This window comes from Sphingomonas montanisoli (assembly GCF_008274695.1).
GTDB lineage: Bacteria > Pseudomonadota > Alphaproteobacteria > Sphingomonadales > Sphingomonadaceae > Rhizorhabdus > Rhizorhabdus montanisoli.
The window spans coordinates 1,036,456-1,053,868 of sequence record NZ_VTOU01000002.1 but is presented as its reverse complement, the minus strand read 5'-3'; the positions used below and the strand labels follow the sequence as shown (position 1 = coordinate 1,053,868).

At 64.4% G+C, this 17,413-nt stretch carries 19 protein-coding genes; 16 read left to right on the top strand and 3 right to left on the bottom strand.

Annotated features, from left to right (window positions below):
- Window positions 1-12 precede the first annotated feature (12 nt).
- Both FYJ91_RS10795 and FYJ91_RS10790 read right to left on the bottom strand, forming a co-directional pair.
- Window positions 13-1,410: an oligosaccharide flippase family protein gene (locus FYJ91_RS10795; RefSeq protein WP_246152559.1), complete on the bottom strand. Its 1,398-nt coding sequence runs from the start codon at window positions 1,408-1,410 to the stop codon at window positions 13-15.
- A complete protein-coding gene (locus tag FYJ91_RS10790; protein ID WP_149522228.1) occupies window positions 1,407-2,897 on the bottom strand; it encodes a hypothetical protein in 1,491 nt (496 codons plus the stop codon). The genes FYJ91_RS10795 and FYJ91_RS10790 overlap by 4 nt, the downstream gene beginning before the upstream one ends.
- A gap of 157 nt (window positions 2,898-3,054) precedes the next feature.
- Here FYJ91_RS10790 and FYJ91_RS10785 point away from each other — a divergent pair, with 157 nt between their 5' ends.
- The 16 genes from FYJ91_RS10785 to FYJ91_RS10710 all read left to right on the top strand — a co-directional run bounded on the left by FYJ91_RS10785 (window position 3,055) and on the right by FYJ91_RS10710 (window position 16,004).
- Window positions 3,055-3,627 carry a NifU family protein gene (locus tag FYJ91_RS10785; protein WP_149522368.1) on the top strand — a complete coding sequence of 191 codons (573 nt, stop codon included), beginning with the start codon at window positions 3,055-3,057 and terminating at the stop codon, window positions 3,625-3,627.
- A 26-nt stretch (window positions 3,628-3,653) separates the two neighbouring features.
- Window positions 3,654-4,241 (top strand): malonic semialdehyde reductase, encoded by a 588-nt coding sequence (locus FYJ91_RS10780; protein ID WP_149522227.1) that lies wholly within the window; start codon window positions 3,654-3,656, stop codon window positions 4,239-4,241.
- Window positions 4,241-4,864: a tRNA (adenosine(37)-N6)-threonylcarbamoyltransferase complex dimerization subunit type 1 TsaB gene (gene tsaB, locus FYJ91_RS10775; protein WP_149522226.1), complete on the top strand. Its 624-nt coding sequence runs from the start codon at window positions 4,241-4,243 to the stop codon at window positions 4,862-4,864. The genes FYJ91_RS10780 and tsaB overlap by 1 nt, the downstream gene beginning before the upstream one ends.
- Window positions 4,861-5,346, top strand: coding sequence for a GNAT family N-acetyltransferase (locus tag FYJ91_RS10770; protein ID WP_149522225.1), 486 nt, complete (start codon window positions 4,861-4,863; stop codon window positions 5,344-5,346). Before tsaB ends, FYJ91_RS10770 begins: the two co-directional genes overlap by 4 nt.
- 105 nt (window positions 5,347-5,451) lie before the next feature.
- A complete protein-coding gene (locus FYJ91_RS10765; protein WP_149522224.1) occupies window positions 5,452-5,865 on the top strand; it encodes a Ros/MucR family transcriptional regulator in 414 nt (137 codons plus the stop codon).
- Window positions 5,866-6,018: 153 nt separating this feature from the next.
- Window positions 6,019-6,441, top strand: a complete 423-nt coding sequence (locus FYJ91_RS10760; RefSeq protein WP_149522223.1) for a Fur family transcriptional regulator — start codon at window positions 6,019-6,021, stop codon at window positions 6,439-6,441.
- Window positions 6,438-7,160, top strand: coding sequence for a lysophospholipid acyltransferase family protein (locus tag FYJ91_RS10755; RefSeq protein WP_149522222.1), 723 nt, complete (start codon window positions 6,438-6,440; stop codon window positions 7,158-7,160). Before FYJ91_RS10760 ends, FYJ91_RS10755 begins: the two co-directional genes overlap by 4 nt.
- 31 nt (window positions 7,161-7,191) lie before the next feature.
- Window positions 7,192-8,526, top strand: coding sequence for a tRNA (N6-isopentenyl adenosine(37)-C2)-methylthiotransferase MiaB (gene miaB / locus FYJ91_RS10750; protein ID WP_149522221.1), 1,335 nt, complete (start codon window positions 7,192-7,194; stop codon window positions 8,524-8,526).
- A 35-nt stretch (window positions 8,527-8,561) separates the two neighbouring features.
- Complete coding sequence (locus tag FYJ91_RS10745) at window positions 8,562-9,038, top strand: VOC family protein (RefSeq protein WP_149522220.1); 477 nt, start codon at window positions 8,562-8,564, stop codon at window positions 9,036-9,038.
- A gap of 152 nt (window positions 9,039-9,190) precedes the next feature.
- Complete coding sequence (locus tag FYJ91_RS10740) at window positions 9,191-10,426, top strand: cytochrome P450 (protein WP_149522219.1); 1,236 nt, start codon at window positions 9,191-9,193, stop codon at window positions 10,424-10,426.
- Between the two features lie 98 nt (window positions 10,427-10,524).
- Window positions 10,525-11,529: a PhoH family protein gene (locus FYJ91_RS10735; protein ID WP_149522218.1), complete on the top strand. Its 1,005-nt coding sequence runs from the start codon at window positions 10,525-10,527 to the stop codon at window positions 11,527-11,529.
- A 24-nt stretch (window positions 11,530-11,553) separates the two neighbouring features.
- Entirely contained in the window at window positions 11,554-12,063 is a 510-nt protein-coding gene (ybeY, locus tag FYJ91_RS10730; protein ID WP_149522217.1) for an rRNA maturation RNase YbeY, read from the top strand.
- 100 nt (window positions 12,064-12,163) lie between these two features.
- Entirely contained in the window at window positions 12,164-12,838 is a 675-nt protein-coding gene (locus tag FYJ91_RS10725) for a DUF2490 domain-containing protein (protein WP_149522216.1), read from the top strand.
- A 92-nt stretch (window positions 12,839-12,930) separates the two neighbouring features.
- The gene (locus FYJ91_RS10720; RefSeq protein WP_149522215.1) at window positions 12,931-14,478 is read left to right on the top strand and encodes a PQQ-dependent sugar dehydrogenase; all 1,548 of its coding nucleotides are present in this window, start codon (window positions 12,931-12,933) and stop codon (window positions 14,476-14,478) included.
- A gap of 60 nt (window positions 14,479-14,538) precedes the next feature.
- On the top strand, window positions 14,539-15,432 hold the full coding sequence (locus FYJ91_RS10715) for a hemolysin family protein (RefSeq protein ID WP_149522214.1): 894 nt from the start codon (window positions 14,539-14,541) through the stop codon (window positions 15,430-15,432).
- Between the two features lie 83 nt (window positions 15,433-15,515).
- A complete protein-coding gene (locus FYJ91_RS10710) occupies window positions 15,516-16,004 on the top strand; it encodes an acyltransferase (RefSeq protein ID WP_181008451.1) in 489 nt (162 codons plus the stop codon).
- 2 nt (window positions 16,005-16,006) lie between these two features.
- On the opposite strand, the gene FYJ91_RS10705 is transcribed toward FYJ91_RS10710, so the two are convergent.
- A complete protein-coding gene (locus tag FYJ91_RS10705) occupies window positions 16,007-17,344 on the bottom strand; it encodes a phosphotransferase (protein ID WP_149522212.1) in 1,338 nt (445 codons plus the stop codon).
- Window positions 17,345-17,413 lie beyond the last annotated feature (69 nt).

Sequence of the window (17,413 nt, the reverse complement as noted above, 5' to 3'; positions counted from 1 at the left end):
GCCTCCTGCCGTTTACCGTCCCATCCGCGCGAGACCTTCGATCGTCTTGCCCGGAGCGGCGGCCATGCTGATAGCGCCGCCGGCCACGAATGCCGCCACAAAAATGACCGCATAGGCCGCGTGCAGCCGCGGCTTGAAGATGCCGCGCCGATGCAGCAGCCAGCCGATATAGACCGCAGCCCCCCCTTCCGCGATGGCCAGCGCCAGCGGTAGCGCGATCGGGCCGAGCAACCGGAACAACCCCGCCACTGCCGCCGCGAACAGGATCAGCCGTAGGACATTGGCGCGCAAAGTCGTCGCGGTGAAGCCCATCGCCATCAAGGTCTGGCTGCCGATGAAACTGTCGAGATCAAGCGCACCACGCACCATCAGCACCGACATGAACACCCAACCATATTCGTATCGCCAGTCGAACAGGATCGCGAATATCACAGGCGCCAGCCCGGTCGCGAAGCCGAACCCTGCAAACAACAGCCGATAGGCGCGGCCCCGACCACGATAGAAAGTATGCGCGATCGTATCGGGCGCCTCGCGCCACACGCGCGACACCAGCGGGAAAAAGTAGTTCTGGACGTAATTGCGGCCGAACGGCTGGGTCGACAGCGCCATGTTGGTCGCCATCGCATAGACAGCGAAGGTCGGCATGGCAAAGAGCCGCGCGAACAGCACCTTGTCCGCCTGCGTGATCAGCAGGGTCAGAATGCTCGACACCATGATGATGCGCGAAAAGCCGAAGAACTCTGTCGCCAGGGCGCGTTCGAAGCTCAATCGCGGCATCGGCCGCAACAGGATGATCGCCACGGCGATCCGCGTCAGCGCGCCCGCATAAAGCCCGACGACAAGCGCGCGATAGTCCATAAAGACCGAGACGAGGCCGACATTGCACCCGATCTGGACGATCAGCGCACCCAGTTCGATCGCGCCCACCATCCGAACCCGACCATGTCGTTGCGCGACCAGCAGCGACATAGGACACAAGGCGTTCAGCACGAAAACCGGCGCGCAGATCGCGATCGGATGCGCCAGCCAATCCTTGCCCAGCATCGCCGCGAACGGCGCGGCAAGCAGCGCCATCGCGATCGCCTGCAACACCGACTGGCCCAGCCGGATCGTCCAGGTCACGTCGATGAAGCGCGGATCGTCGCCGCGTTCGTGGCGGATCACGAAGCTGGCATAGCCAAGATCGGACAGCATGGTGAGGATCACCATTGCCGACGCGATCACGCCCATCACGCCGAACACATAAGGCGGTAGGATTCGCGTCAGCACCGCATTGCTCGCTATCCGCAGCAGCAGGGTCGCCGCGGTGAAAAGCAACATCACCCCGCCGGTCCGCCCCCGCACGATGCCCAGCACCTGCGCGACGAGGCGATTCACGATGGCAAGGCCGGCGGTCGATCGAACGGTCACCGTATCGCCGGCAAAAGATAGGGATCCTGGTCTCGCGCAGCTTTCTGTGCCGCGATCGCAGCACGCTTCGGGGCCTGCTCCGCTTCGACGCGTAAAGCGACCAGCAAGGCCGCGCACAGGATCGACAGCAACATAGGAGTGCTCCACGCACCCACGAACATGGCCGCAACCATATAGCTGATCTGCATGGCGACCAAGGTCTGCCCGGCGATCAGTTGCTCACGCGCCGGCCCGGTGCGTCGCAATGCACGATATTGGGTAAAACTGCTGAGCAGAAAGGCGATATAGGGCAGAAGCGATACCAGCCCACCCACCACCGCTATCGCAAGGTAGATGTTGACCAGATCGACCAGCCCCTGCCCCTGCATAAAAGCATCCAGCAGCCCCAGACCGATCGCCTCGCGATAGCCCAGGATCAGCTTACTGCCCAATGTCGCGGGAATGCCGCCGAGGATGTAGAGCCGATAAGCCGCGGTCGATGATCCGTCGCTGCCCGAGATGAACTGCAGCAGGAAAAAGCCGCCGAGCCCAAGGATCATTGCAGACAAGGCGGTAAGCGGTCTTCCGCGCAGCGCCATCAAAGCGATCACGCCGACGACCAGCGCGACGAGGCCGCTGCGCGACACCGTTACCAACATGCCGATCACGATCGCCGCACCCAGCAACAGGATGGGCCAGCGCATACCGCGCAGCGCCACAAGCCCCGCCGCCGCCACGCCCGCCATGCCGAATACCACGCTGCCCACCAACGGATGCACGAAAGGGCCGGAAGATCGCATCACGCCGGCGCGCAGCAGCATCATGTCGTTATACTGGATGATGTTGCCCGCACGCTTGATCGCGTAGAGCCCACTGTAGAGCGGCCAACTGCGCAGCGTTTCGAACAGACACACCGCGCCCGCCATGGCCGATCCGATCACCAGCCACCGCAGCGCCAGTTCGGGCCGCTCGATCCGCGTGCGCGACACGCCCCAATAAGCCAGCCCATAGGGAACCGCGTAGATGAAGAAATTGCGCATCGCGATTGTGATGCCGTCGCGCAGCGACACGCAGATCCAGAAGACGACAAGGAAGATCGCCAGATAGATGTCGGTCGCGACGACACCCGGCCGCAGCTTGATCCGTGGATAGAGCGCGAACGCCACCGCCAGGGTCGCGCCGAACACCAAAGTCGGCGTCAGTGGCATCAGATAGAGGCCCGCCAATTCGAGAAGGCCCGCCGCCATCGGCGTCCACACCACGAACATCAGGAAGGGCGCGCTGGCCGGCGCGCGCTGATCGATGCACAACAACATCATGATTGCGAACAGGATCGGCGTGACCAGGATCGGTACCGCGCTGACGGTTAGGCAGGCGATCAGGCCCGCCGAAACCATCATTTTTTGGGTCATCATCCGCTCCCAATTGGAGCGGGCCAACGCCATCGCCGCCGGATAGAGCAGCACGACGATGCCGACGAGGACTATGGCGTTCTTCCAGTAGAACATTTGCCGCTTGTTGCCGTCCTACCCCGTGTCGTCCACTGCGTTGCTATGGCAATTATCTTAAAGCTTTGCCATCGCCTAACCACGCCCCAAGTCGGGTTATTCGCCCTGATGGGAGGATTATCTTGATCATGCGCGCGACAGCCCCCAAATGACGCCCATGCTGATCGAAACAGAACCAACGCCCAACCCGGCCACGCTCAAGTTCGTCCCCGGTCGCACGGTGATGTCCGCGGGCACGCGCGACTTCGCCGATCCGGAAGAAGCCGAAGCGTCCCCGCTTGCAAATGCCCTGTTCGGCCTGGGCGATGTCGAAGGCGTATTCTTCGGCAGCGACTTCGTGTCGGTCACGGCGGCGCCAGGCGTCGAATGGCGCCATCTGAAGCCGCAGGTACTTGGCGTACTGCTCGATCATTTCGCGTCGGAAGCGCCATTGTTCGCGCCCGGATCGGCCGGGGCCATCGCGATCGACGACACCCCCGATTTCAACGACGATCCCGAGGATGCGGAGATCATCGCGCAGATCAAGGATCTGATCGACACGCGCGTTCGCCCGGCGGTAGCCAAGGATGGCGGCGACATCGTCTATCGCGGCTTCGATCGCGGCACCGTCTATCTTGCGATGCACGGCGCCTGTGCGGGCTGCCCGTCATCGACTGCGACGCTCAAGCAGGGCATCGAAACCCTGCTCAAACATTATGTGCCCGAAGTGACGGAAGTCCGCGCGGCCTGATCGAACGAAAATTTAGGGGGGACTATATGGCCAAGCTTTCCGACGACGCGCTCGACCAGATTTTCCGCAAAGCGCGCAGCTATAACGGTTACACCGATCAGCCGGTGTCCGATGCGGAGCTGCACGCGATCTGGGACATCATGAAGTTCGGGCCGACCTCGGCGAATCTTCTTCCCGCGCGCATCATCTGGGTGAAGAGCGACGAGGCGAAGGAAAAGCTCGCCGGGCTCGTCTCCTCGGGCAATGCCGCCAAGGTGCGCAGCGCCCCCATCACCGCGATCATCGCGATGGACCTCGAATTTTACGAGCAGGGCCACAAGCTGTTCCCGCACGACGATGTCCGCCCCTGGTTCGCGGGCAATGAGAAGTCGATCGCCGACACAGCCTTCCGCAACAGCGCGCTGCAGGGTGCCTATCTGATCATCGCCGCACGCGCGATCGGGCTCGATACCGGCCCGATGTCGGGCTTCGACAATGACGCCGTCGACGCCGCCTTCTTCGCGGGCACCAGCTACAAATCCAACTTCATCTGCACGATCGGGCATGGCGATGCCTCGACGATCTTCGATCGCCTGCCTCGCCCCGACTTTGCGGAGTTCAACAAGATCGCCTGATGCCGGGGGGCGGCACAAGACGGCTGGTGATCGACACCGCCACCGCCGCCTGCTCGGTGGCGCTGCTGGACGGCGATGTCGTGCTGGCAGCGACGCATGAGCTGGTCGGCCGCGGCCATGCCGAACGGCTGATGCCGATGATCGCGGCGCTGCCCGATGGCGGGCGCGCCGATTCGATCCTGATCGATTGCGGCCCCGGCAGCTTCACCGGCGTGCGCGTCGGCCTGGCCACAGCGCGTGCGCTGGGCCTGGGCTGGGGCGTGCCGGTCTGCGGCTATTCGGCCACCGCCCTGCTCGCCGCGATGGCGCAAGGCGACGACACGATCCTCGCCGTCGCGATGACGGGCGGACATGGCGAGCTGTTCGTGCAGCGATATTCGCGCAATCCGCTCACCCCGATCGGCACGCTCGCCTCGCTCCTGCCGGCCGACGCCGCGAACCGGACCACAGAAGAAACCATCTTCGGATCGGGCGCCGAAGCACTCGTCGCCGCGCGCGCCACCGGCCGTGCCGTCGATCTGCTGCCCGATGCGGCGCAGGCATGGCGGCTGCCCGCCGATCTGGCGAAGCTTCCTGCGCAGCCGATCTACGGCCGTGATGCCGATGCGAAGCTTCCTGCATGACCGGCTTCGACATCAGCGAAGGCACCACCGCCGATATCGATGATGTGATGGCAGTCATGAACAACGCCTTCGATCCGCGTTTCGGCGAAGCATGGAATGCCGGGCAATGCTTGTCGATGATGTCGCTGCCCGGCACCTTCCTCGTGATTGCAAGACAGGACGGAGAACCCGTCGGATTCGCGCTAAACCGCCACATTGTGGACGAAGTCGAACTGTTGTTGCTCGCTGTAACAACGGCTCGCCGCAGGCAGGGGACTGCTCGTCGATTGATCGATGCTGTTCGTCAATTGTCTCTGGCGCGCGGCGCATCCCACGTTCATCTGGAAGTACGAGACAATAATCCGGCCTATTTGCTTTATGTAAATGCGGGGTTCAGCTTGGTCGGGCGCAGAACAGGCTATTACCGTGGCGCGAATGGCGAAGCTTTCGATGCGTTGACCTTGTCCTGCCAACTCGATCATGGGGTGGACTTACATCCCTGAAAGAAGCTTGTTGCATTGAAGTGCAAAATGGCGCAGAGGCCGCCCTTGGCTTCCCCGGCCAAGTAGTGACCAAGTTAATCCTTATTTACAATAAAGGGTCCGCCAATGAACGATAATAACGCCCAGAACGAAACCTTGATCGCCCTTACGGCCGATATCGTATCTGCGCATGTCAGCAACAACAGCGTCTCGGTTTCGGATCTTCCCGTTCTGATTCAGAATGTTCACAACGCACTCACGTCGCTGGGTGGCGATCAGGCTGAGCCGGAAGTGAAGCAGGAACCGGCCGTTTCGGTGCGCGCCTCGATCCGTCCCGACTACATCGTGTGCCTCGAAGACGGCAAGAAGCTGAAGATGCTCAAGCGCCACCTGATGACGCATTACCAGCTCACCCCGGAACAGTATCGCGCCAAGTGGAACCTGCCGGCCGACTATCCGATGGTCGCCCCGAACTATGCCGAGCAGCGCCGCTCGCTCGCCAAGAAGATCGGTCTGGGCACGAAGCGCCGTACGCGCTGATCCCTTCCATCGAATGCGGAACGGGGGCGGCCGCCAGGTTTCGCCCCCGTTTTCGTTTTCCCGCCAAAATTTCTCGATGCCGCCAGTCTTTCGTTTCGCGCGAAAAGCGCCTAATCCATGCTGCATCGCAACTCTCCCGCGCCAAGGGGTCGCATGAATCGCAAAATCGACATCGAAGCGCTTTGCGCCGAGAAGGGCCTCCGCATCACCGAACAGCGCCGCGTCATCGCGCGCGTCCTTTCGGATGCAGAGGATCATCCGGACGTCGAGCTGCTCCACGAGCGCGCCTCGACGATCGATCCGGGTATCTCGATCGCTACCGTCTATCGCACCGTTCGCCTGTTCGAGGATGCCGGCATCCTCGAACGCCATGACTTCGGCGACGGCCGCGCCCGTTACGAAGCGGCGGCCGAAACACATCACGATCACTTGATCGACGTCGAAACCGGCAACGTCATCGAGTTCACCGATCCCGAACTCGAAGAATTGCAGCGCAAGATCGCCGAAAAACTCGGCTTCCGCCTCGTCGATCATCGTCTCGAACTCTACGGGGTCTCGAACGCTCGCGCGAAGTGAGCCGTAAGATACGGACGGGCTGGCGGGTCGGGCTTCTGCTCGGCCTGCTGCTCGTCTGTCTCGTCGGCTATGGCGTGAGCCGCCTGTTCGGCCCCGGCCATTGGTGGAAGCGCACCTTCCTGCATCGCGCAGGCGGGATCATCGGCCTCGATCTGCGGATCGAGGGCACGCCCCTTCCCAACAACGTCCTGCTCATCGCCAATCACGTCAGCTGGCTCGATATCCTTGCGATCGGCGGGGCGGCGGGCGCGCGTTTCGTGTCGAAGGCCGAGGTCGCGAACTGGCCGGTGGTCGGCATGATCGCGCGAATCGGCGACACCGTTCTGGTGGAGCGCCAGAGCAAGCGCGCGGTGCGCGGCCAGGCCGATCAGCTCAGCGCCGCGCTGAGCGAGGGCCGCCCCGTCGTGCTCTTTCCCGAAGGGACCACCGGCGACGGCCGCGCCCTCCTTCCCTTCCGCCCTGCTTTGCTGGCCACCGTCACGCCCCCGCCGTCCGGCATCGCCGTCCAGCCGGTTGCGATCGACTATGGCGATGCGACCGCCGACGTCGCCTGGCCTGATGGCGAATCGATGGGTGTGAATGCCGCTCGCGTCGTCGGCCGCCGCGGTCGCATTCGCGCCACCGTCCGCTTCCTCCCGCCTCTGCCGCCGATCGACGACCGCAAGGCGCTCGCGGCCGCGGCTCAGGCTGCGATCGCCGAGGCACTGAGCGGGGCTTAAACCCGCGCCCACTTTCCGCTATGGCGCGCCGATGACTTCCCCCAAGCCCAAAAGCTACCACGTCAAGTCGTTCGGCTGTCAGATGAACGCCTATGACGGCACGCGCATGGCCGAACTGCTCGAGGCGGACGGACTCGCCGCCGCCGCGAGCGCCGACGAAGCGGACCTCGTCGTCCTCAACACCTGCCACATCCGCGAGAGGGCCGCCGAAAAGGTCTATTCGGACATCGGCCGGCTGACCAAGAACGCGAAGACCAACGGCCGCGCCAAGCCGATGATCGCGGTCGCCGGCTGCGTCGCGCAGGCCGAGGGCGCCGAGATCGGGGTACGCGCGCCGGCGGTCGACATCGTCGTCGGCCCGCAGGCCTATCACAACCTGCCCGATCTCGTTGCCAAGGCCGCTTCCGGCACCCGTGCGCTCGATACCGACATGCCCGCCGCGTCGAAGTTCGATGCGCTGCCCAAGCGCCGCAAGCAGGGGCCGACCGCCTTCCTGACCGTGCAGGAGGGTTGCGACAAGTTCTGCACCTATTGCGTCGTGCCCTATACGCGCGGCGCCGAAATCTCGCGTCCTTGGGGCCAGATCGTCGATGAGGCGAAGGCGCTCGTCGATGCCGGCGCGCGTGAGATCACGCTTCTCGGCCAGAACGTCAACGCATGGTCCGACGACAGCGGCCGTGGCCTCCACGACCTGATCGAAGCGCTCGCGACCATCCCCGCTCTCGCACGTATCCGCTACACCACCAGCCACCCCAACGACATGGCCGATGGGCTGATCGCTGCGCATCGCGACATTCCCAAGCTGATGCCCTTTCTTCACCTGCCCGTGCAGGCGGGATCGGATCGCATCCTCAAGGCCATGAACCGCAGCCACGACGCCGCCGGTTACCTGAAGCTGATCGATCGTGTCCGCACCGTGCGACCCGATATCGCGATATCGGGCGACTTCATCGTCGGCTTCCCCGGCGAGAGCGAAGCCGATTTCGAAGCCACGCTCGCGATCGTCCGCGCGGTCGATCATGCGCAGGCGTTCAGCTTCAAATATTCGCCCCGCCCCGGCACCCCTGCCGCGACGATGGGCGATCAGGTGGCGCCTGAGGTGATGGACGAACGCCTCCAGCGGCTCCAGGCCCTGCTCAACGAACAGCAGCACCGCTTCAACCTCGCCACCGTCGGAAAACGTTGCGAAGTGCTGGTCGAGCGCGACGGCAAGCGCCCGGGCCAGCGCATCGGCAAGTCGCCCTGGCTTCAGTCGGTGATCGTGGAGAATGGCCCCGCGATCGGCGAGCTGGTGACGGTCGACATCATTTCGGGCGGCCCCAACAGCCTCGTCGGCGAAATCGTCGCGGAGCGCGCCGCGGCCTGATACGTTCTGTCCCGGATTCATCCGGGAGAGCCGTCATGTCGAAGATCACGACCTGTCTCTGGTTCAAGGACGAGGCCGAGGACGCCGCGAACTATTACGCCTCGATCCTGCCCAACACCCGCGTCGACCGCGTCACCTGCAACCCTGCGGACGCGCCGGGCGGGCCGGAAGGGTCGGTCCTTGTCGTCGAGTTCACCCTGCTCGGCACGCCGATGCTTGCGCTCAACGGCGGCGTCGCCTTCGAATATAATGAGTGTATGTCGCTCAGCGCCGAATGCGCGGACCAGGCGGAGGTCGACCTTTACTGGGATGCGCTGATCGCCGACGGCAAGCCCGAACAATGCGGCTGGCTGCGCGACAAGTATAACGTCCCCTGGCAGATCACGCCCAAAGTGCTGATGGACATCTACTCCGCCCCCGACAAGGCCCGCGCCGCTCGCGCGATGCGGGCGATGATGACGATGGTGAAGATCGACGTCGCCAAGGTGCTGGAAGCGGCGGACGGCATCTAAAACCATCCCCGCCAGGGGAGGATAACTAAATGCCCCGCGCACGCCCGCATCGCCCTCGCCCGCATCGCCCTGACCTTCATCGCCGCCATCAACTTCCCTCGCGCACGGCCGAAGTATAGGCTGGCCAAAAATAGAATAGAGAGGATCGATCGATGGGCGAACTGCGTGAGATCACCACCGCTGATATTCCGGCGCACGTCCCTCCGGACTTGGTCTTTCCCTTCGATTTCCGCCGCGATTTCTCGACCCAGGGAGACGTGTGGGCACTGGCCGAGGCGATGAACGATCGTCCCGACATCTTCTGGTCGCCCGATCTTGGCGGTTACTGGGTCGCGACTCGCGCGCCCATCATCGAGGAGGTGTTCCGCCGCCACGAACTTTTTTCGAGCCGCAGCGTGATGATCCCGCCGATGATGTCGAGCGGGTTCGGGATCGTGAACACCGATGATCCCCCGGATCATGCGCGCTTCCGCTCGATCCTGGCCAACACCATGTTCTCGCCGCGCGCGCTGGCGGGCGTCGAGGAGGAGGCGCGCAAGGTCACGCGCGAGATCATCGACGGTTTCGCCGCCCGCGGCGCCTGCGATTTCGCGGCCGAATTCGCGCGGCCGATGCCGGTCGACGTCTTCATGAGCATGTTCGGCATGGGCCGCGATCGCCGCATGGCCTTCGTGCCGTGGGTCGAACAGTTCTTCCGCTCGTCAGTGCCCGAGGAACGCTTCCAGGCGCGCGACGCGATCCTGGGCCTGCTCGACGACTGGATCGACCGGCAGATCGCCGATCCGTCTTCGGCGACCGACGGGCACATCATGCCCGCGCTCCTCGCCGCCCGCCCCGATGGCCGCCCGGCGACGAAACAGGAAATGATGGCGCTCTGCTTCCTGCTGGTGAACGGCGCGCTCGACACCACCACTGCCCAAATGACGCACCAGATGCGCTTCATCGCCGGCCATCCCGCTCACCGTGATGCGCTGATCGACGATCCCGCACTTATCCCCCACGCGGTCGAGGTCATGCTGCGCCGCTTCGGCATGATCAACACCGGCCGCATGGTCCGCGACGACGTCGCGTTTCACGGCGTGCAGATGAAGGCGGGCGAGATGGTGTTGTGCTCCACCGCCATCGCGGGGCTCGACAACACCACCTACCCCGCCGCGCGCGACGTCCGCTTCGACAAGGGCGACGGCCGCGTGAAGCATTGGGCGTTCGGCTCCGGCATCCATATCTGCCCCGGCGCCTATCTCGCCCGGATGGAATTGCGCATCCTTTTGGAAGAGGCGCTGCCCCGTCTCAAGAACCTGCGATTGGCGGAAAAAGACACCGGCGCGGCGGTCTCCGGCATCACCGTAGCGTTGCCCGAACTCCACATCGAATGGGATCCGGCGTGAAATCCAGCCTTTTGCCTTTGCAGTGACGCAAATGCGACTAGACTTGGCGTGGGCTTCGCGAGTCCCGCGAGGTTTGCGAAAGGAACGTGCCGCACTTTATGTCGCGTAAAGCCGTGCAAGCGCAGGCCGGGGATCGCGCCCGGATCGAAGTCACGTTCGACAAGCCCCAGTTGCTGGGTCAGTTGTTCGGGCAGTTTGACCAGAACCTGGTCGCCATCGAAAACCGCCTCGGCGTCTATATCGCGGCGCGCGGCAACAAATTGCAGATCGAGGGCGAGGCCGAAGCCGCGGCGCGCGCTCGTGAAGTTCTGACCGGCCTCTACAATCGCATCGTGCAGGGCCAGGATATCGATACCGGCGCGGTCGAGGCGGTGATCGCGATGTCGGCCGAGCCGATGCTCGACGGCATCATCCGGCAGGACGTGTCCGATCCGCCCAAGGTTATGATCCGCACGCGCAAGAAGACGATCGTCCCGCGCTCGGCCACGCAGACCACCTATATGGAGGCGCTCAACCGCGCCGACATCATCTTCGCGCTCGGGCCGGCAGGCACCGGCAAGACCTATGTCGCGGTGGCCCAAGCGGTGCAGCAGCTGATCCAGGGCACGGTGGATCGCCTGATCCTGTCACGCCCCGCTGTCGAAGCGGGCGAGCGTCTGGGCTTCCTGCCCGGCGACATGAAGGAGAAGGTCGATCCCTATCTCCGCCCGCTCTACGACGCGCTCTACGATATGCTGCCGACCGAGCAGGTCGAACGGCGGATCGCGAGCGGCGAGATCGAGATCGCGCCGATCGCGTTCATGCGCGGCCGCACGCTCAGCGACGCCTTCGTCATCCTCGACGAAGCGCAGAACACCACGCCCGCGCAGATGAAGATGTTCCTCACCCGCTTCGGCATGAACAGCCGGATGGTCGTGTGCGGCGATCCGCGCCAGATCGATTTGCCCGATATCGGCAAGTCGGGGCTTGCGGATGCGGTCAGCAAGCTTGAAGGGACCGAAGGCATCGCGACGGTCCGCTTCGGCGCCGCCGACGTGGTCCGTCACCCGATCGTCGGCCGCATCGTCCAGGCTTATGAAGGCCCGGACGACGCACCGTTCTGATCCCACCTCCCATCGGAAGAATGAATGATCGAAGTCGCGGTTCAGATTGAAGAAGGCTGGGATGTGTCCGTCGACTGGGAGGCGCTCGCGACCGAGGCGGTAACCGCCGCGCTCAGGGTCAGCCCCCACGCCGCGATCCTGACGGCGGCCTACACCGCCGAAATATCGGTCCGCCTGACCGACAATGACGAGGTGCAGGCGCTCAATCGCCAATATCGGCAGAAGGACAAGCCGACCAACGTCCTGTCCTTCCCGATGGTGCAGCAAGATCTGCTCGAAGGGCTCGAAAACAGCGACGACGGCGAAGTGCTGCTCGGCGACATCATTCTTGCGCTTGGCGTGTGCGAGGCCGAGGCCGCCGACAAGCGCGTCCCTCCCGCCACCCACGCGACCCACCTGATCACACATGGCACGCTTCACCTGATCGGATACGACCATATGGCCGACGACGAAGCCGAGCATATGGAAGACCTCGAACGCGCAGCGCTCGCGACATTGGGGATCGACGATCCCTATGCTGTGGCTGACGACTGACGTTCACATCCTCCCCCTCCGGGGGAGGATTTGCCAACGTTGAAACCCCTTGCAGCACCCCGGAAAACAACGGGAAACACGGCGCAGCTAACCCGCAACGATGCTCCGCAAACTCCTGCTCGTCCTCGCAGCCCTCTCCACCCCCGCCCTCGCCGCCACCCGGCAGGAGGAGCAGGTCTGGATCAACTTCACCGCAATGGGCAGCCTTAAAGGCGACCTCGTCTATTTCGCCGAGATCCAGCCGCGGCTGAACGGCGATGCCGGCCCGATCGATCAGTTGCTGATGCGGCCTGCGATCGGGTGGAAGCTGTCGCCCGCGCTCACGATCTACCAGGGCTATGCCCATGTCGAAGTTCCGCGCGAAGGCCGTGGCGATCGTAACGAGGAGCGCAGTTTCCAGCAGCTCAGCTGGTCGATCGGCACCGTCGGCAAGATCGAGCTGTCGTCGCGCACCCGACTTGAACAGCGCTTCGTGTCGGACGGGCGCGACACCGGCTGGCGGCTGCGCCAGTTCGTTCGCGCCGAAACCCCGCTGGGCGCGTCGAAGAGCGGCCCCGCCGCACTCGGCTGGATGGAGGGCTTCGTTGCACTGAACGACACCGATTGGGGCGCACGCAAGGGCTTCGATCAATTCCGCACCTTCGCCGGCATGGAAATCCCGCTCGCCGGCAGGTCGACAGTCGAGATCGGCTATCTTAACCAGGTGATCAACCAGACCGCCGGCAACACCCGCATCAACCACGTCGCGTCGATAACGCTTTGGGCACGCCAGTGAACCAGACCATCATCATTACTTGGGTTGAACGAAAAAGTTCGCTGATCTAGCCTGATGTTCGGGGGGCGCTCCTAGGGGAATGGGAGAGCCTGATGTTGCGTTCTTACCTGCTTCGCGCCTCGTCCATCATGGCTTCTGCAGCCCTGCTCGCTTCGTGCGGCGGTGACGGCGGTTCCGGATCGGGCGGCGGAGGCGGCTCCCCGCCCGCCAACACAGCGCCGGTCTTCACCTCGCCCGCGACGCTCTCGGTCGTCGAGAATGCGAGTGGCACGATCTACACCGCGACCGCGACCGACGCCGACAGCAACCCGCTGAGCTACGCGATTTCGGGCGGGCTCGATCGGTCGGCATTTCAGATCAGCGCTGGCGGCGCGCTCTCCTTCGCCGCCAGTCCCGATTTCGAAGCCCCGGCTGATTCCGACAGGAACAATGTCTATCAGGTCGAACTGAGCGTCAGCGACGGGACCACGTCGACAACGCTCGCACTGACGGTGACGGTCACCAATGATCCGAACGACAGCTTCCGCACGCGTCGTGTCGCCACCGGGTTGGGCGGCGCGGTCTTCTTAGCACCGGTCCCCGACAATTCGGGCCGGGTGTTCGTTGTTCAGCGCACCGGCTTTATCCGCATCCTGACCCCGTCGACCGGCGCAGTTGCGGGCGCGCCCTTCCTCGACGTATCGAGCCAGATATCGACCCAGGGCGAGCGGGGCCTGCTCGGCTTCGCCACCGCGCCCGACTTTGCGACCAGCGGCACGTTCTACATCTACCTGACCAACCCCGGCGGCACGATCGAACTGCGCCGCTATCAGACGCAGACGGGCAATCGCGACGTCGGCGACGTCAACAGCGGCGACGTGATCCTGTCGATCCCGCACCCGACCTTCGACAATCACAATGGCGGCTGGATCGGCTTCGACGCGAATAATCTGCTCTATGTCGCAGTGGGCGACGGCGGCGGCGGCGGCGATCCTGCCGGCAATGCGCAGAACCGCAACGCCCTGCTCGGCAAGATCCTGCGCATCGATCCGCGCAGCGATGCCTTCCCGGCCGATCCCAACCGCAATTACACGATCCCCACCGGCAATCCCTTCGCAGGCGGCGGCGGTGCGGGTGAGGTCTGGGCGCTGGGCCTGCGCAATCCGTTCCGCAACAGCTTCGATCCGACGACCGGCAATCTCTACATCGCCGATGTCGGGCAGGACGTGATCGAAGAGGTCAATCTGATGCGCCCCACCGATGGCGGCGCGAACTTCGGGTGGAACCGGCGCGAAGGCACCCAGCCCTATAATGGCGGCACTAACGACCCCATCTTCACCCCGCCCGTCACCGAATATGCGCACGGCACCGGGGAGATGCAGGGGGATTCGATCACCGGCGGCTATGTCTATCGCGGGCCGATCACATCACTGCGCGGCCTGTATTTCTTCGCCGATTTCGTGCGATCGCGCATCTGGTCGATCCCCGTCGCCGAACTCGTCCCCGGCCAGACCGCGCCCAGCAGCCGCTTCACCCTTCGTAACCTGGCCCCCAATGCGGGCACGATCGACAATGTCACCAGCTTCGGCCTCGACCAGACGGGCAATCTCTACATCGTCGGCATCGACGGCGAGATTTTCGTCATCGAACCCGCGGCTTGATTACCGGCCGCAATATCGGATAGCGCATGATCTTCCTCGCGATGGGCAACCTGAAAGACGATGCCAGACGACAGTAGTAGCGCCGCGGACAGCGGCGGACGATTTTGGCGCAGCCTGCGCTCGCTCTTCGGACAAGAGCCCGAGCCCAGCCTGCGCGATCAGATCGAAGAAGCGATCGAGGAGCATGAGGGCGAATCCTCGGCGGAGGAGGACGATCTCTCCCAGGCCGAGCGCGACATGCTCCGCAACATCCTGCATTTCGGCGAACGCAATGTCGGCGATGTCGGCGTACCGCGCGGCCGCATCGTCGCTGTGCCCGAAACGATCAGCTTCGTCGAACTCGTCGAGCGTTTCGTCGAGGCCGAGCATAGCCGGCTGCCCGTCTATCGCGACAATCTGGATCACGTGATCGGCATGATCCACGTCAAGGACGTGTTCCGCATCATCGCGACCGGCGCCCCCCCGCCGCAGACGATCACGCCGCTGATCCGCCAGCCGCGCTACGTGCCCTCATCGATGCGGATCATCGATCTGCTGGCGGACATGCGCGAGGCTCGCACCCACCTTGCGATCGTGCTCAACGAATATAGCGGCACCGACGGACTCGTGACGATCGAGGATCTGGTCGAGGAGATCGTCGGCAAGATCGAGGACGAGCATGACGAGGCCGAGGAAGAGCTGCTGATCCCGCTCGGCGATTCGATCTGGCAGGCCGATGCGCGCGCCGAGCTCGACGACGTCGCCAAGCTGATCGATCCGCGCCTCGCGATCATCGACGACGACGTTGAGACGCTGGGCGGTCTCGCCTCATCGCTTGCCGGCCATGTCCCCCAGCCGGGCGAGATCGTCTTGCACCCGAGCGGCTGGCGCCTCGAAATAGCCGATGCCGACGAGCGCCGGGTGAAAAGCATGCTGCTTCATCCGCCGGTCATGGAACCCGAGCCGCAGGATTAGAGCTGCGCTTGACGCTGTAACGCCAATCGGCGCTAGATGCCGGAAATCCGCCAAAGGGCCGCGGTACGACAAGGATCGAAGCGTTGGGCAATGGGATCAAGGGCACGTTACGCAAGCTCCAGCGCAGCTATCTGATTCCGAAATCACTCCGCACCCGGCTCCTCCGCCTGGCGGGCGTCGACATTCGCGACGCGATCGTCAGCCCGGGCCTGCATCTCGGCCCCGACGTCCGGGTCAGGATCGAGCCAAAGGCGTATATCAACGCCGGTTGCTTCTTCGACGATGCGGGCGACATCCATATCGGCGAATATGTCCATCTGGGCCCGGGCGTGACGCTGCTGACCACCGACCATAAGATCGGTGCTGCGAAGAAGCGCGCCGGCACGCCGTTCTCCGGCACGATCCGGATCGAAAAGGGCAGCTGGCTGGGCGCCCGCGCGGTCGTCTTTTCGGGGGTTACGATCGCGGAAGGCTGCATCGTCGGCGCAGGCGCGATCGTCACCAAAAGCACCGAGCCGCATGGCCTCTATGTCGGCGCCCCCGCCCGCCGGATCAGGGATCTGCCCGCCTGATCTCAGTCCGGCAGCGGCGCGAGATGTTCGATCCGGCCGGTGCGATGGAGGACGGGTTCGAGCATCAGCATCTGGCGCATCGTACGCGCATGGAACAGCGCGACCAGGGCAGCGTCATGCTCCGGCCCCGCCGCCAGGACGAAAGCCTCGAGCGCGGCGTCGCCGCTCTGCCAGTCGGTATGCCGGGCCCCCGTGAGCGCGGCGATCTCTTCGAGATTGGCGGCCTCGATCCCCGGCCCAAACAACGCGGCGCGCTGGGCGAAACGCGCCGTCCGCGCGGTGGCATCGCGCCGATAGGCCGCGTCGGGATCGGCCGCCAGAAGATCGCCGATCGTTCCCGGCAGCGTGTCCGCCATTCCGGCATGGCGTCCCGGCGCGGGCTGCAGCAAGGCGACAACCGGCAGATCGACACCAAGGATCGCCGCGATCGCCTCGATCCCGGTCAGCGAATATTGGTGGAACCACTCCAGATATTGCAGCGTCTCGGGCACCGCGCGCGGGGCGTGGAGTTCGCCGACCAGAGACATCGGCGTCGCCAGCGAGAATTGGGCAGTGTGAAATTCGATCGCCACCCGATCGAGCGCCTGCCCGCTTGCCGCTTCGTACCGCCGGAAGGCACGGCCGATATCGCCCAGCGGCTCGGGAATCGTGCGCAGCCGCAGCCCCGCCAGATCGTGTGCGACATCGCCGATATGCGCGAGTTCGACGTCGATCAGCCCCGTCATCCGATCGCCCTCGAACATAAACTGCGCGGGATCGCCCAGGATGAAGCGTGGATCGTAGCGATGACGCGGCACATTGCGCCGCAGCCATTTGATCCCGAATTCCAGCAGTGGTTCGGGTCGTTGCTTGGCTGGGCGATAGCGCCGCTCGAAGCGATCGAAATTGCCGAGCGCCAGCGCCTCGGCATCCGGCGGCACCGCAAAGCCCAAAGGCGTGAACTCGCCCGGGTCGCGCGCGTGGATTACCGCCAGCACGTCCATATAGTGATCGAGGATCGTGCCGCGCGCGGCGTCGCTTTCGGCGGTCGCCAGATTGGCGCGGCCGGGCAGGCGATCCATCACCACCGCGCTCGCTGCGTCGATCAGGCCATAGACATGCGGCACCGGCACACCCGCCGCCTCCAGCCGTTCGAGCACCGCGGCTTCGAGAGAGACGGGGACGCTGCCCGCCATCCCTTCGCGATCGCCGCGCACATAGAGCGGCAGCACGCCGCCCGCGCGCTCGACATCGACGAACCAGGCCGGGCGCCAACGCGGCTGGCGTTCGATCCGCACGACCCGCCCCAGCCGCGCCTCCAGCCACGCGACGATCCGCGCTTCGGCCGTGCCCTCCATCATCCGATCCCATCATCTCGTTTTGCGCAGTCTGACAGGCGGTGGGCGACCTCGCCATCCCCACAAACGCAT